Source organism: Asticcacaulis sp. P4_H10 (assembly GCF_056400965.1).
The window spans coordinates 143216-156660 of the sequence record NZ_JBFUKH010000010.1; the positions used below are offsets into that span (position 1 = coordinate 143216).

At 61.4% G+C, this 13445-nt stretch carries 17 protein-coding genes; 9 read left to right on the forward strand and 8 right to left on the reverse strand.

Translation table 11 applies throughout. The annotated features are described in order from the left end of the window. Positions 1–298: 298 nt before the first annotated feature. Complete coding sequence (locus AC1DON_RS18655; protein WP_476936319.1) at positions 299–2020, forward strand: serine hydrolase; 1722 nt, start codon at positions 299–301, stop codon at positions 2018–2020. A 130-nt stretch (positions 2021–2150) separates the two neighbouring features. Here the strand turns inward: AC1DON_RS18655 and AC1DON_RS18660 are convergent, their stop codons facing one another. The 3 genes from AC1DON_RS18660 to AC1DON_RS18670 form a co-directional block, all read right to left on the reverse strand. Next, entirely contained in the window at positions 2151–2699 is a 549-nt protein-coding gene (locus AC1DON_RS18660) for a hypothetical protein (protein WP_476936320.1), read from the reverse strand. A 155-nt stretch (positions 2700–2854) separates the two neighbouring features. Then, a complete protein-coding gene (locus AC1DON_RS18665) occupies positions 2855–3310 on the reverse strand; it encodes a J domain-containing protein (RefSeq protein ID WP_476936321.1) in 456 nt (151 codons plus the stop codon). Further along, the gene (locus tag AC1DON_RS18670) at positions 3307–4128 is read right to left on the reverse strand and encodes a division plane positioning ATPase MipZ (RefSeq protein ID WP_476936322.1); all 822 of its coding nucleotides are present in this window, start codon (positions 4126–4128) and stop codon (positions 3307–3309) included. The genes AC1DON_RS18665 and AC1DON_RS18670 overlap by 4 nt, the downstream gene beginning before the upstream one ends. Before the next feature lie 164 nt (positions 4129–4292). Here AC1DON_RS18670 and map point away from each other — a divergent pair, with 164 nt between their 5' ends. Then, positions 4293–5096: a type I methionyl aminopeptidase gene (gene map / locus AC1DON_RS18675; protein ID WP_476936323.1), complete on the forward strand. Its 804-nt coding sequence runs from the start codon at positions 4293–4295 to the stop codon at positions 5094–5096. 62 nt (positions 5097–5158) lie between these two features. Continuing rightward, on the forward strand, positions 5159–5896 hold the full coding sequence (gene radC, locus AC1DON_RS18680) for a RadC family protein (RefSeq protein WP_476936324.1): 738 nt from the start codon (positions 5159–5161) through the stop codon (positions 5894–5896). A 9-nt stretch (positions 5897–5905) separates the two neighbouring features. On the opposite strand, the gene AC1DON_RS18685 is transcribed toward radC, so the two are convergent. The 3 genes from AC1DON_RS18685 to AC1DON_RS18695 are packed head-to-tail and all read right to left on the reverse strand — an operon-like array spanning position 5906 to position 7886. Beyond that, positions 5906–6193: a Dabb family protein gene (locus tag AC1DON_RS18685; RefSeq protein WP_476936325.1), complete on the reverse strand. Its 288-nt coding sequence runs from the start codon at positions 6191–6193 to the stop codon at positions 5906–5908. A gap of 45 nt (positions 6194–6238) precedes the next feature. Beyond that, complete coding sequence (locus AC1DON_RS18690) at positions 6239–6529, reverse strand: putative quinol monooxygenase (RefSeq protein ID WP_476936326.1); 291 nt, start codon at positions 6527–6529, stop codon at positions 6239–6241. A gap of 55 nt (positions 6530–6584) precedes the next feature. Beyond that, the gene (locus tag AC1DON_RS18695) at positions 6585–7886 is read right to left on the reverse strand and encodes a peptidoglycan-binding domain-containing protein (RefSeq protein ID WP_476936327.1); all 1302 of its coding nucleotides are present in this window, start codon (positions 7884–7886) and stop codon (positions 6585–6587) included. 176 nt (positions 7887–8062) lie between these two features. On the opposite strand from AC1DON_RS18695, the gene purB reads away from it, so the two are divergent. Beyond that, a complete protein-coding gene (purB, locus tag AC1DON_RS18700) occupies positions 8063–9364 on the forward strand; it encodes an adenylosuccinate lyase (protein WP_476936328.1) in 1302 nt (433 codons plus the stop codon). Between the two features lie 133 nt (positions 9365–9497). Then, positions 9498–10187 (forward strand): 2OG-Fe(II) oxygenase family protein, encoded by a 690-nt coding sequence (locus tag AC1DON_RS18705; protein ID WP_476936329.1) that lies wholly within the window; start codon positions 9498–9500, stop codon positions 10185–10187. Here AC1DON_RS18705 and AC1DON_RS18710 read toward each other — a convergent pair. Together AC1DON_RS18710 and AC1DON_RS18715 are read right to left on the reverse strand one after the other, a co-directional pair. After that, on the reverse strand, positions 10184–10678 hold the full coding sequence (locus tag AC1DON_RS18710) for a hypothetical protein (RefSeq protein WP_476936330.1): 495 nt from the start codon (positions 10676–10678) through the stop codon (positions 10184–10186). The two genes, AC1DON_RS18705 and AC1DON_RS18710, sit on opposite strands and share 4 nt — an antisense overlap. Before the next feature lie 55 nt (positions 10679–10733). Further along, positions 10734–11060: an ATPase inhibitor subunit zeta gene (locus AC1DON_RS18715; RefSeq protein ID WP_476936331.1), complete on the reverse strand. Its 327-nt coding sequence runs from the start codon at positions 11058–11060 to the stop codon at positions 10734–10736. Between the two features lie 256 nt (positions 11061–11316). On the opposite strand from AC1DON_RS18715, the gene purC reads away from it, so the two are divergent. The 4 genes from purC to AC1DON_RS18735 are packed head-to-tail and all read left to right on the forward strand — an operon-like array spanning position 11317 to position 13427. Then, the gene (gene purC / locus AC1DON_RS18720; protein ID WP_476936332.1) at positions 11317–12078 is read left to right on the forward strand and encodes a phosphoribosylaminoimidazolesuccinocarboxamide synthase; all 762 of its coding nucleotides are present in this window, start codon (positions 11317–11319) and stop codon (positions 12076–12078) included. Then, complete coding sequence (gene purS, locus AC1DON_RS18725) at positions 12078–12317, forward strand: phosphoribosylformylglycinamidine synthase subunit PurS (RefSeq protein ID WP_476936333.1); 240 nt, start codon at positions 12078–12080, stop codon at positions 12315–12317. The genes purC and purS overlap by 1 nt, the downstream gene beginning before the upstream one ends. Further along, complete coding sequence (gene purQ, locus AC1DON_RS18730; RefSeq protein WP_476936334.1) at positions 12317–12994, forward strand: phosphoribosylformylglycinamidine synthase subunit PurQ; 678 nt, start codon at positions 12317–12319, stop codon at positions 12992–12994. Before purS ends, purQ begins: the two co-directional genes overlap by 1 nt. Positions 12995–12998: 4 nt before the next feature. After that, positions 12999–13427 carry a DUF3592 domain-containing protein gene (locus AC1DON_RS18735; protein ID WP_476936335.1) on the forward strand — a complete coding sequence of 143 codons (429 nt, stop codon included), beginning with the start codon at positions 12999–13001 and terminating at the stop codon, positions 13425–13427. Positions 13428–13445 lie beyond the last annotated feature (18 nt).

Below are 13445 nucleotides of genomic sequence, written 5' to 3' on the forward strand. Positions count from 1 at the left end.
CGTTAACATTATCGTGAAGGCAATATTCGCCCCATATGGGAGATTCTTATCGCAACGGCGCGCATAGTGATTGTCTGTGTTAGCGCTAGCTCAAGGGTCAATGACCTTTTCGTGTCAGGAACCTGGGCAAAGTGTGAGTGGACGCATTGCGGTCACCTTTATATGTTCTTTATGGGGTTTAAGGGTTGCTTAATGACCCGCCGACATTCTGGGTGTAAGGTAACCGGAAAGACGCAACAAACGCCTTTCCCACGTCCAGAACGGGCAGGTTTTTTGTATGAGTTTGAGGACAGCTTTGATGGGTAAAATCCGGCAGGCAGGCGATATCGGGCAGGGGGAGCAAACCGGTCTTGGTGCATCTACGCGCCAGGCAGTATTTGGCGTCCGTAACGGTCTGATGACCTTTCTGGCGGCCGCTGCTGCATTGACCGCCGTCCCCGCAGCCGTCCAGGCGCAGGACATTCCAACCAACAGCAAATACGCCGCCATCGTCGTCGACGCACAGTCGGGCGAAGTGCTTTACGCCAACCGCGCCGATTCCGTGCGCTACCCGGCGTCGCTGACCAAGATCATGACCCTGTACATGGCGTTCGATGCCCTGGCCCAGGGCAAGCTGAAGCCGACCGACACGATCACCATCAGCCAGAAGGCCGCCTCGCAGGCGCCGGTCAAGGTGTATCTCAAGCCCGGCGACACCATCGACGTCGACACCGCCATGCGCCTGACGGCGCTCTATTCCGCCAACGACCTCGCCGTCGCCCTGGCCGAAAAGATCGGCGGCACCGAAGAGCGCTTCGCCGCCCTGATGACCATTCGCGCCCAGTCGCTGGGCATGAGCAATACCCGCTTCGTCAACGCCAATGGCCTGCCGGACGCCCGTCAGCTGTCGTCGGCGCGCGACATGGCGATCCTGGCCCGCGCCGTGATGCGCGACTATCCGCAATACTACAGCTACTTCAATGTCGAGAGCATGCAGTATCGTGGCCGGACCTACGTCAACCACAACCCGCTGAAGGGGCTGCCCGGCGTGGACGGCCTCAAGACGGGCTTCACCAACGCCGCCGGCTATAATCTCGTTGCCTCTCAGGTGAAGGGCAATCACCGCCTGATCAGTGTCATGCTGGGCGGCTCCAACAAGGTGCAGCGCCGTGAGCACGTCTCCGACCTGATGTCGGTCGGCTTCGACGTCATGGAACGTCGCGACCGCGGCGAGGTCATCACCGTCGCCCAGGCCGAGTTCACCCGCCGCGCGCCGGAACCCGAAGCCAAGACAACGGATGGCCCGACCCCCTACACCCTGCTGGCCAGCAACAAGAGTCCTTTGACCGATTCGCAGTTGCGTGAAGCACTCGAGGACAGCGAAGAAGCCAATGCCACGGATATCGACGTCCAGCGCGTCAGCGCCATGGTCAAGGCGCCGGATGTGGTCCAGGCCCTGACCCAGGACAACACCTCGGATGCCGCCGGTCCGCAGCCCTATCTGGCGCTGAAGGCCGCTGTCGCCGCCCCTGCTTATGAGCCGATCCCGCAGGTGGCGCACGCCACCGAAGACGCGCCGAAGCCGGTGAAGGCCGTCAACAAGTCGGAAGCCAACAAGGCGGCGGCCATCGAGGCCAACCGCAAAGCGCTTGCCGACAAAACTTCGACCAGCAAAACGGCTGACAAGGCAATGTCTGCCGCTGAGAAGAAGAAGGCCGATGCCAAGACGAAGCTGGCGGCTGCCGACGACGAAGACGACAGCAAAACGGCCAAGGGTAAGAAGGCCAAGAAAAACGCCAAGGCGCAGTGGGCCGTTCAGGTCGGCGCCTTCAAGGACAAGTCGATGGCGTCAGACTGGGTCAAGAGCGTCCAGATGCGCTTTGACGACGCCCTGGCCGACGGCACGTCGCAGGTGTCGAAGAACGAAAATGGCTGGTATCGCACTCGCTTCGCCGACCTGACCAAGGAACAGGCGGAAAAGGCGTGCAAGAGCATGAGCGCCAAGAGGCTCGACTGCATGGTGATCAAGCCCAACGCGTAAAACTTATGGGGTTTGGGACCTGCGGTCCCAAGTCTTGCTGATACCAAAGAAAAAGCCTGGCCCCAAAAGGCCGGGCTTTTTCTTTGGTATCAACAAGGTTTGTGGAGGCACGGCCCCCACACCCCGTAACTTAAGGCGCCTGCATAACCACCTTCGCCGTCGCGTCTTCGCGATAGTCAAAGCCCCCAGCTTCGACCCATTGGCCGTCCTTCTCCCTCTTCCCCCGGGTCCGGTAAATGCCGTCCGCGCCCAGGACGCCTGTTGATCGCAGCGCGGCAAGGCCTTTGACGCCATGGACTGCCTCCTCCATCTCGTAGGCTGCAGGCCCGGTCGGACGGATCGTACCGGTCGTGTGAAACCCACCGGTCGTAAAATAATGGAAGATATAGTCGCCGCTATCCTTGTCGCGGAAGATCAGCGACTCGCCGGCATAGGCGCCGTTATTCACCGAGTGCACGATGCGTATGGCGTGCCCGCCAATCGCCCATTCCCAGCGCTGGATATCCTCCGTCTTGGCATCCTTTGTTCCCTGGCCCCGCCAGGTCTTGCCGACCATCGGCTCGAACGGCGCATAGGCCGCCCAGCCACTCATGGCTTCAGGCAAGGGCGCGGGTTGCGCCCAGACGACCACAGGCACAGACAGGGCAATTACAGATACAAGGATAAGCTTGCGGATCATGATCGATGCCTCCCAACCGCGACAGAACACGCGCAAGACGCCGTTATGTCAAGCTGGAGCGATATGCCAAAAAGTGTGCAGCGGTTTTTGGCTAAATATCGCGACAAAACAAAAACCTAGAGCATGATGGCGGTTCGACCTAAACGCATCATGCTCTAGCGCCGGCGCAGCAGCAGGTCTCGCGCGGCATTCAATGCGCTGGCGCGTTTGACATCGCCGCCTTGATCCGGGTGCGCAGACTTCATCAGTCGTTTCCACGCCTCCTTGACCGCCCGGCGATCGGCGCCAACGGGCAGATCGAGCGTCTGATAGGCGCGCACCTCTTCCGGCGTGAAGCTGCTGGCGGACTGCGGCTGGGCTGGCCGGAATGGCGTGGCGAAGCGCACCGAGCTGGAAACCATCAGCGATACGACCGCCAGCGCGAGACCGACGGCCCAGGCGCCGCGCGCCAACTGTGTAATCGCCAGCGTCATAAGTACAAAGCCGATGACTCCGCGCACCGCCCGGAACTGTTGGAACCATGGTCCGGACTTCAACTTGCCCAGCCGTACCTCACGCCCCAGCCAGGCCAGCAACAGGAATACGGTGATTGCCCCAACCAGCCAGATCACGCCACGGCCTCGGTCGTCGCATTTTCAAGGCCAAGCGACTGCATCAGGGCCAAAAGCTCCTGACGCGCGGCGACATGGCTCATCGTCAGCGCCACCGGCTTCACATCAGCCGACAGATCGGCGACCGTCAGGCCGAATGGAAACAGCTCGCGGTATATAACGCGGTCGCGCAGGCCCGAAAGGACGCTGAAACCAACACGACGGCCCAGAGCGTGGACCTTTTCGTCGACGCGCCGCCGGTTACGCGCCTCGGTGGCGGCCAGACGGTTGCGCAGCACGATCCAGTCGATCGACTTGCCATCCCAGGACGCGCGTTGCTTGCGTGAATTCCACACGGTTTCAGCATAGATCGACGGCCTGCGGATATCGAGCGTCACCGGATCGATCTCCCCCAGCAGGTCGAAGTCGATAAAGCTGTCATTCATCGGCGTAATGATCAGGTGCGCAGCCGCGTGAGCCCGGCGCGACAGGACGTGATCGCCGCCCGGCGTGTCGATCAGGATGAAGTCGGCGTCCAAGGCTTCATTGAGCGCGCGGTCAAAAGCGCGCCTGGCGTCCGCCTCGGGCGCCTCCAGCAACTTTGCCGGTTTATCGGCGAGAAAAGGCTCGACGGCGTGTGGCAGGGCCTTTTCATTAGCCGCCGACCATTGCAGGCGATTCGAGAAAAACCGCGCCAGCGAACGTTGCCGCAGGTCGAGGTCGATAAAGGCGACGCGCCGGCCCTGATGCAGCAGATGAACGGCCACGTGCATGGCGACGGTGGACTTGCCGGCCCCGCCCTTTTCATTGCCGAAAACCAGAATACGCGCGTTGGACATTCCGAACTCCTGCCCTGTCATACACGACTCACGGGACAGATGCTAATTAGGCGCTTGGCCCCAGGCCTGCCAGAGCGTGCCTGGCAATTCCACGTGGGTAAGTCTGGCGGCAAACTTGCGCCCGCCTCTAGCGCCCGCGAGGCGGTAGGGCTATATTGTCACACATGAACACAGATTCCGATTACCTGGTCCGCGCCGAATCCATCCGCATCCATACGCACGAGGACTTCGAGGGCATGCGCAAGGCCGGCCGCATCGCTGCCGGCTGTCTCGACATGCTGATCCCCCACGTCGTGCCGGGCGTGCGCACCTCGCATCTCGACGACCTGGCGCGGGAATACATTTACGACCATGGCGCCCTGCCCGCCTGCCTGTACTACCGCGGTTATCAGCACACGGTCTGTATCTCGCCGAACCACATCGTCTGCCACGGCATTCCTTCGGAAAAGACGCTGCGCGATGGCGACATCGTCAATATCGACGTCACCGCCATTATCGATGGCTGGCACGGCGACACGTCGCGCATGTACGACGTCGGCCAGGTCGCTCCCAAGGCCAAGCGCCTCGTCGACATCACCTACGAATCGCTGCGCCTCGGCCTGGAACAGGTCAAACCCGGCAACACCTTCGGTGACATCGCCCATGCCATCCAGAAATACGCCGAGGCCCAGCGCTGCTCGGTCGTGCGTGAGTTCTGCGGCCACGGCCTGGGCCGCGTCTTCCACGACAACCCTAATGTCTTGCATTTCGGCAAAGCCGGCACAGGCCCACGCCTGGAAAAGGGCATGTTCTTCACGATCGAACCGATGATCAATCTCGGCAAGCCCGATGTGAAGGTGCTCAGCGACGGCTGGACCGCTGTGACCCGCGACAAGAGCCTGACGGCGCAGTGCGAACACAGCGTCGGCGTCACGGATACGGGCGTCGAGATCTTTACCGCCTCGCAGACCGACCGCTTCCGCCCCTGAGAAAATCACAACCCTGAGGAAGCGCTGGCTTTCCGCGCAGGCTCAGGTTAGGTTCCCGAGGCATGGGGGAGATAACCTTGGCCGAAGACAGCGCACCCACCCTGCCCGATCACGGCGGGCATCGTCAGCGGCTGCGTGACCGGGCGCGTAAAGGCGGCGTGTCAGCGCTTCCGGAATACGAACTGCTCGAACTCTTCCTGTTTCGCTCGATCCCCCAGCGCGACGTCAAGCCGCTGGCCAAGGCCCTGCTTGCGCGCTTTGGCTCGCTGTCCGCGGCCTTGTCGGCGCCGCTTGAAGACATGCTTCAGGTCTCGGCGCTCGACGGCAAGGGCCGCGCGCTCAAGGTCACGCCGGATATCGCGCTTGACTTAGCCTTGATGTTCGAAGCGACCCGGCGCCTGGTCGCCGAGCCTTTGAGACGCACGACCGTCATCGCCTCATGGTCCGCGCTGGTGTCCTATCTCCGGGTAACGCTGGCCCACGAACCGCGCGAACAGTTCCGCGTCCTGTTTCTCGACAAGAAGAACCAGTTGATCGCTGATGAGGTCATGGGGGTTGGCACGGTCGACCATGCTCCGGCCTATCCGCGCGAAATCATGCGCCGGGCGCTGGAGCTGTCGGCCAGCAATATCATACTGGTCCACAACCACCCGTCGGGTGATCCTCAGCCCAGCCAGGGCGATATCGAGATGACGCGGCTGATCGTCAAGGCTGGCCAGCCGCTGAAGATCACTATCCACGACCACCTGATCGTCGGCCGCGAAGGCGTTACCAGCCTCCAGCAGTTGGGCGTGATGTAAGGTCTCGCCTCAGTAGACGAAGTCGATTTCCGTAAAAGCCACAACTTCCGGCAACCACCGGCCCTGCACGAAAGCGACGTGATCGGGGTGGTCATTATAAGCCTGATAGGTGTCGTTCGAAGCAAACTCCATCGAGACGCCGTGCGTAAACTCGTTCTTGCGGCTGATCTGCGGCATGACCTGGAGGTTCAGCACGCCTGGAATATCTGCCAGCTTCGCCAGCGCCTTGAGAAAATCCGCCTCCTCGGGCGAGCCGCTGGCGTGTTTCAGGCGGAACGGAACGATATGCCGGATCATTGAGAGCCTCTTGCGTGGTCTTCGGGAAAGACAACGGCCCGGGCATTACAACCCGTAGCCGCCGATGGGTTCCGTGACCGTATGCTGCCCAAAGCTCGCGATCAAGGGCATTGCCGACTTGATCGTCTCGGCCACCGCGACCATGGCCAGAGAGGCCTTATGGCTTTCAGCCGTATCCCAGACCTCGGTGACCCAGACGGTATCCGGGTCCTGCGGATCCTTCGCCACGACATAGCTCTTGCAGCCCGGCATATCGCCAACACTGCCCGTCATCAGCGCGATCAATTCATCGCGTTTACCCGGATGCGCCTTGAAGCTTCCGATCAGTCCGTACATGTCATGCCTCCGTTACAGGATCACGAAACCCTATACGCTCGGCAGCACGAATATGTCAGTTGCGCGTCACCGGATCGATGCCGAGCGCCTGCACGGCCTCGATCGAGACCTGGCCCTGCGGCAAGTCATTGTCGGCCTGGAACTTCTGCATGGCGGCGACCGTCGCCGGTCCCAGATTGCCATCGACGCCACCGGGATTGTAGCCCTTGGCGGCCAGGGCGCGCTGGACCATCATGATCAGCTTGGGCGACGCATTTCGGTCGCACAGGACCTGGCGCCAGACGCCTTCGGCGCGACCAGTGATGCGGGTCTTCTCGACGTCCTTGTAGACCGCGGGAACCGTGTAGGTCTTGACCTGTTCCTCGGCGACAACTTCCTTGACCGTGCGCTTCTCATAGAGCGCCGGGACGGTGTACTCCTCGACGCGCTCCGGACGCTCGACGACCTGGCGCGTGACCTGACGCGTGATGGCCGGCACCTCAATGCGGCGGACGCGCTCGGGCTCGACCATGACCTTGCGCTTTTCCGCGCGATATTCGGCCGGAATGTCCTTCAGGCACCACACTTCCGGCGGATTGCCGCTTTCGAGATAGCGGCGGCCTTCGCGATCGGCTTCGACGCGCACCGGCTCCTTGCCTGGCCACGCCAGGTAACCGTCTTCGCGGTAACGCACCGGCCGGTGATCGCCCGGCGTAACCAGCGGCGCATCCAGAGGCTCGCCCACCGTCTTCACCCACTCCTGACGGGCCGGCGACACCATGACCTGCTCGACGCGGACTTCGTAGCGGGCGGGAATCACTTCCTCGCGGAAGCCAGCTTCGCGGACGACCTCGGTTTCCACGCGCGTCGTGACGACGGCCGGAATGACGCGCTTCTCAATTCGCTCGGGCTTAACCAGCACGTCCTTCTGGACCATACGGACTTCGGCCGGCAGGGTGCGCTTCTCAACGCGTTCGGGCGTGACCAGCACCCGCTCATTATAGATTTCGCTATGTGGCCCCAGCAGCAGGCGGGCATAGCACTCACCCGGCTTGGCGGCGCGGCGGACGTCTTCGGGCAGTTCCCGCCAGGCGGCATCCTTTTCGTCGCAGGCAATGATCTTGCCGTCGATATCGCGCTTTACCGCAGGCAGCGGATTATCGCGCGCGTCAACGGGCGCCGCCGTGCTGGTACCGGTCGCGAAAACCTTGCCAGTCTGTTTGGCGGCGTTCCTGGAGTCCTTCTTGAAGGTCTCGCTGACGACCGGCTTGGCGGGTTTTGCGAAGGCATCGGCGGAGATACCAAAACCTGCCAGCGCAACAACGACCAGCAAGGCCGCCCCCGATTTCAATTCGTGACGCAGCAAGGACGTGGACACAGCAGCAACCCCAGTATGACTAAACACAATGGTCAAATTTTAACGCTTTTTAAACCGCAACGCCAACCCCTCTCGCTTGAGACGGGTAAATTAAACGCGTTTTCCTGCTTGACTTCCACCCCCACATTCCCAATCAAGCGCCAACTTTCGTTTTCCCCGCTTCAAGGTCCCCGATCATGATCTCCCGTTACGCCCGCAAGGAAGCCGCCGCCATCTGGGACGCGGACACCAAATACAAGATCTGGTTCGAGATCGAGGCACACGCCGCGACCAAGATGGCCGAACTCGGCGTCATCCCGACCGACGCTGCCGAAACCCTGTGGGCCAAGGGCAAGGACGCGGCGTTCGATTCCGACCGCATCGACGAGATCGAACGCACCGTAAAGCACGACGTCATCGCCTTCCTGACCCACGTCTCGGAAATCGTCGGCCCGGAAGCCCGCTTCCTGCACCAGGGCATGACGTCGTCGGACGTGCTCGACACCTGCTTCGCCGTCCAGCTCCAGCGCTCGGCCGACCTCTTGATCGAAGGCGTCGATCTGGTCCTGAAGGGCCTGAAGCGCCGCGCCGAAGAGCACAAGTTCACCCCCACGGTTGGCCGCAGCCATGGCATCCACGCCGAGCCGGTGACCTTTGGCCTGAAGCTGGCCGGCTATTACGCTGAGTTCGTCCGCGCCCGTAAGCGTCTGGAAGTCGCGCGCGAAGAGATCTCGACCTGCGCCATTTCGGGCGCCGTCGGTACCTTTGCCAATGTCTCCCCCGAAGTCGAAGTCTATGTCGCCGACAAGATGGGCCTCAGCATCGAGCCCGTCTCGACCCAGGTCATCCCTCGCGACCGCCACGCCGCTTTCTTTGCGGCGCTGGGCATCGTCGCCTCGTCGATCGAACGCCTGGCTGTCGAAATCCGCCACCTGCAACGCACCGAAGTCCTGGAAGTCGAGGAGTTCTTCTCGGCCGGCCAGAAGGGCTCGTCGGCCATGCCGCACAAGCGCAACCCGGTCCTGACCGAGAACCTGACCGGCCTGGCGCGCCTCGTGCGTTCGGCTGTCGTGCCGGCGATGGAGAACGTCGCCCTGTGGCACGAGCGCGATATTTCGCACAGCTCGGTCGAACGTGGCATCGCGCCGGACGCCTGCGTGCATCTGGATTTCGCCCTGCGCCGCCTGGCCAATGTCATCGAGAACCTGCTGGTCTATCCGGAAAACATGCAGAAGAACCTCGACCGCCTGGGCGGCCTGGTGCACTCGCAACGCGTCCTGCTGGCTCTGACGCAAAAGGGGATGTCGCGCGAAGACAGCTATTCGGCGGTCCAGCGCAACGCCATGAAGGTGTGGCGCGGCGAAGGCAACTTCCTCGACTTCCTGGCCGCTGACGAAGACGTGTCGAAATTCTTCACGCGCGCCGAGCTGGAACCATTTTTCAACATTGATTATCACACCAAGCACGTCGACACGATCTTCCAGCGCGTGTTTGGCTGAGTACTACCCCTCCGGCGAGACAAGCTCGCCACCTCCCCATCTTCGATAGGGAGGAGATTTCTCCCCTTCTCCTCCCCATGTCATGGGGAGGGGGACCGCATAGCGGTGGAGGGGTACGCCACGCGAGTGAACCATGCCCATTACCCTCCTCTCCGACGCCTTCGACATAGCCGGCTATGTCAGCCGCTTTACCAACAAGGGGCGCGTCCGCCTCGAAGGCGCTGTGTCCGCGACGGACGCCGACGCCATCCACCACGCGCTCGAGCAGGAAACGCCGTGGGAACTGCAACTGGTGTCGAAGGAAGGCCGGCCAGAAATCATCAACCGGCGCGAGCTCAATGCCTTGCCCGAATCGGAAATCCAGCAGAGGCTTCAGGACGCCGCCGAGCGTGCGCAATCGGGTCTGTCGTGGCTGCGTCTGGGCGTGAACCTGCTTGACAAGTCAGATGAAGACTTTCCGCTAACGCGTTTCGCCAGCTTGTTAAAATCGTCGCAATTCGCGCAGTTCTGTGGCGATCTGACCGGTCTGTCCGACCTGACCCTGACCGAGTTGTCCGCCGTCTGTTACCGTCCTGGCGACTTCTTCACTCAGCACACCGACTTGGCCGCGCGCCTGTGTTTCGAATGGAATTTCAGCCGCGACTGGCGCGCCGACTGGGGCGGTCAGGTCTTATTTCACTCCCCATCGGGCGATATCGAAGGCGGTATATCTCCTCGCCTCAACGACCTGTCGCTCTATGCCGGCGACCAGCCGCGCTCGATCGCTTCAATCGCGGCCTACGCCGGCAGTCCCAGGTTTTCCATTGTCGGGCGCTTTGCCTAATCCGAAATAATCGTCTCTTTGAAACCCTTGCCGTCCCACGCATAGAGGATGGCGCCTGCCTCAAAGACAACAACCAGAACCGTGTCACGTGTGGTTGTTATCGACGGTTCGCACGGCGCGCTATCGTCACCGCTTCCCTTGCCGCAGGCCGTTTGAAATGTTGCAGGCCCGGCAGTCATGAGCCCCATGCGCGGCATCTGCGTCCGCAAGTCGAGCCCTGCCTCCAGCTGATAAACCCGTCCGGCGCCACCCAGGGTCACGATTGCTTCTGCGTGCGCATTCGACGTCTTGATAAAAGCGGCACTGTCCTTGACGCCGTCGCCATCATAATCGCCCTCATCAAACAGATAGAGGTGCGGATGTGACTGCCGAAGCTTCATATCTTCGTGGTTACTGACGTCATCCTTGTTGACGCGCACGGACGCGCCGCTCACTGCCGTCGCGGGCATCATCAGAGCGCCAAGCAGGATCGCAACGTTTAAAACTGTCATCAGCAGCCCCTCAGCGGCAAAACCCAGGGCACGGGCGCTCCAGCCAAGGTGGCGCTTACGAGCCTGCCTTGATCGCTTCGCGCGACTGGGCCAGGAATTCGGCCGCCTTGACGCGGACCTCGGCTTCACGGATCACGATGCGCGAAGCCGTCAGATCACCCACGATCTTGCGGATTACGTCTTCTTCGGAGGCATTGGTCGATTTGCCGAGCGCCAGAGCATAGCTCTCGATCGATTCGCCGCTCAGGCCCATTTTCTCGCCAGCCCAGAGACCGATCAGCCGGTTACGGCGTTCAGCGGCCAGAAATTCGAACCCTTTCGCCGCATCGTCCGGCTTTGGGGCCGGTGACACTTCGGAAATACGCTCGTTCATACTGGACATTTTGGGCAAACCTTTCAGGCAGGGTTCTGTTTTAATTCTCCTAAGCCTCCGGCGCAACAAGAAGTGTCATTTACATGGCAAAAGTTTTTGTTTATTTGCGGCGGCGAACGGCATCCCCTATGATGCTTTAGGTCAAATCACGGATGGCCCGGGCCCGCCCCAACGCTTTGAGAGCCTTATGTTTGCGCCCGCTGCCCCCAGCGCGGCGCGAATCGTCAATTCAAGCGTCGCCCTCCGCTCAAGGAAGTCAGGTCACATGACCACCACGCGCCGCAAGAAAATCTACGAAGGCAAGGCCAAGATTCTGTATGAAGGCCCTGAGCCCGGCACGCTCGTCCAGTATTTCAAGGACGACGCCACTGCGTTCAATGCGCAGAAAAAGGCCGTTCTCGAAGGCAAGGGCGTGATCAACAACCGCATCTCCGAATTCGTCATGACCAAGCTGACGAATATCGGCGTGCAGAACCATTTCATCAAGCGTCTGAACCTGCGCGAGCAGCTGATCCGCGAAGTCGAGATCATTCCGCTGGAAGTCGTCTGCCGCAACGTCGTCGCCGGTTCGATGGCCAAGCGCTTCGGCTTGCCGGAAGGCCAGCAGCTGCCGCGTTCGATCATCGAATTTTACTACAAGAACGACGCCCTCGAAGACCCGATGGTCACCGAAGAGCATGTGACGGCGTTCAACTGGGCCAACACCCAGGAAATCGACGACATCCTGGCGACCACCCTGCGCGTCAACGATTTCCTCAGCGGCATGTTCGCCGCCGTCGGCATCACCCTGGTCGACTTCAAGATCGAATATGGCCGCCTGTTCGAAGGCGAATTCTCGCGCGTCATCCTGGCCGACGAGATCAGCCCGGATTCGTGCCGCCTGTGGGATGCCCAGACGAACGAGAAGCTGGACAAGGACCGCTTCCGCCGCGACATGGGCAATGTCATCGAGAGCTATACCGAGGTCGCCAAGCGTCTCGGCATCATGGGCGATATGCCCAAGGTCATTGAAGGCGGAATGCAGTAATGAAAGCGAAAGTCCACGTGTTCCTGAAACCCGGCGTCCTCGACGTCCAGGGCAAGGCCGTCGAAGGCGCCTTGCACGGTCTCGGCTGGGATGGCGTTTCGAACGTCCGCGTCGGCAAGGTGCTGGAATTCGACATGGCCGGCGCCGACCAGGACACCGCCAAGGCCGAGCTGAAGGCCATGTGCGAAAAGCTTCTGGCCAATACGGTCATCGAATCCTACAAGGTCGAGGTGGCGTAATGGCCCTAAAAGCCGCCGTCCTCGTCTTCCCCGGTTCCAACTGCGACCGCGACTGCAAGACGGCCGTGGAAACCACTGTCGGCGGCAAGGTCGAAATGGTGTGGCACCAGGAAACCGCCCTGCCTTCAGGCCTGGACCTGATCGTCGTTCCGGGTGGCTTTTCCTACGGCGACTACCTGCGCTGCGGCGCCATGGCGTCGCTGTCGCCCGTGATGCAGGCCGTCAGGGCCGAAGCTGAACGCGGCGTATCGGTCCTCGGCATCTGCAACGGCTTCCAGATCCTGTGCGAAGCCGGCCTGTTGCCCGGTGCCCTGCTGCGCAACGCCCAGCTCAAATATGTCTGCAAGCCGATCGAGCTGACGATCGAGAACCGCAATACGCGCTTCACCAGCGCCTATGGCAACAGGCAGACCGTCTGGATGACCCAGGGCAATGGCGACGGCAACTTCTTCGCGGATCCCGATACGCTGAAGGCCATCGAAGACAACGACCAGGTCGTCTTCCGCTACGTCGAAAACCCCAACGGATCGTTGAACGGCATCGCCGGCATCGTCAATAAGGGCGGCAATGTGCTGGGCATGATGCCGCACCCGGACCGCGCCTTCGAGCCGGCCCTGGGGTCGGCCGACGGCGCGCCGATGTTCCACAGCCTGGTCAGCGCGCTGCAGACCGCCTGACACGATGAAACGGTGGAAAGCTGCGGGACTTGTTGGGGCCGGAGTTTTCACCATCGGGCTTCTGGTCTTTGGCCTTCCCACCTGGCTTCGCTGGCAGGATGAGAAAGCACTGGATCAGTCAGCCGTCGCAGCCGAAGGCACCATCGTTCGCCTGATCCCCCACAATCATAACACCTGCAAATACGCGTACGATGCCGACGGGAAGCCTTATACCGGCATCGGCGCTTCATGCGGGGACGCACGGATCGGGGACAAGATCGACATCTGGTACGCGCGCACCGATCCGGAGAACTCGGCGAATGAGGAACCCGGCAGCTGGCGATTTCCCGTTGTCTGGCTGGCCTGGATCCTGGTGGTAATGCCGGCCTTTGCGGCCTTTGGCATCCTTTATTCTCGCCGGCCGATGCGTAATGACCAACCGCCCGAGAATTGACTTTGATCGTTAACAATG

What these genes read in the sequence shown, in the direction of transcription:
- AC1DON_RS18655 (WP_476936319.1), top strand. Translation starts at nt 299, where the DNA reads ATGGGTAAAATCCGGCAGGCAGGCGATATCGGGCAGGGGGAGCAAACC.
- AC1DON_RS18660 (WP_476936320.1), bottom strand. Translation starts at nt 2,699, where the DNA reads ATGATCCGCAAGCTTATCCTTGTATCTGTAATTGCCCTGTCTGTGCCT.
- AC1DON_RS18670 (WP_476936322.1), bottom strand. Translation starts at nt 4,128, where the DNA reads ATGTCCAACGCGCGTATTCTGGTTTTCGGCAATGAAAAGGGCGGGGCC.
- map (WP_476936323.1), top strand. Translation starts at nt 4,293, where the DNA reads ATGAACACAGATTCCGATTACCTGGTCCGCGCCGAATCCATCCGCATC.
- radC (WP_476936324.1), top strand. Translation starts at nt 5,159, where the DNA reads ATGGGGGAGATAACCTTGGCCGAAGACAGCGCACCCACCCTGCCCGAT.
- AC1DON_RS18685 (WP_476936325.1), bottom strand. Translation starts at nt 6,193, where the DNA reads ATGATCCGGCATATCGTTCCGTTCCGCCTGAAACACGCCAGCGGCTCG.
- AC1DON_RS18690 (WP_476936326.1), bottom strand. Translation starts at nt 6,529, where the DNA reads ATGTACGGACTGATCGGAAGCTTCAAGGCGCATCCGGGTAAACGCGAT.
- purB (WP_476936328.1), top strand. Translation starts at nt 8,063, where the DNA reads ATGATCTCCCGTTACGCCCGCAAGGAAGCCGCCGCCATCTGGGACGCG.
- AC1DON_RS18705 (WP_476936329.1), top strand. Translation starts at nt 9,498, where the DNA reads ATGCCCATTACCCTCCTCTCCGACGCCTTCGACATAGCCGGCTATGTC.
- AC1DON_RS18710 (WP_476936330.1), bottom strand. Translation starts at nt 10,678, where the DNA reads ATGACAGTTTTAAACGTTGCGATCCTGCTTGGCGCTCTGATGATGCCC.
- AC1DON_RS18715 (WP_476936331.1), bottom strand. Translation starts at nt 11,060, where the DNA reads ATGTCCAGTATGAACGAGCGTATTTCCGAAGTGTCACCGGCCCCAAAG.
- purC (WP_476936332.1), top strand. Translation starts at nt 11,317, where the DNA reads ATGACCACCACGCGCCGCAAGAAAATCTACGAAGGCAAGGCCAAGATT.
- purS (WP_476936333.1), top strand. Translation starts at nt 12,078, where the DNA reads ATGAAAGCGAAAGTCCACGTGTTCCTGAAACCCGGCGTCCTCGACGTC.
- purQ (WP_476936334.1), top strand. Translation starts at nt 12,317, where the DNA reads ATGGCCCTAAAAGCCGCCGTCCTCGTCTTCCCCGGTTCCAACTGCGAC.
- AC1DON_RS18735 (WP_476936335.1), top strand. Translation starts at nt 12,999, where the DNA reads ATGAAACGGTGGAAAGCTGCGGGACTTGTTGGGGCCGGAGTTTTCACC.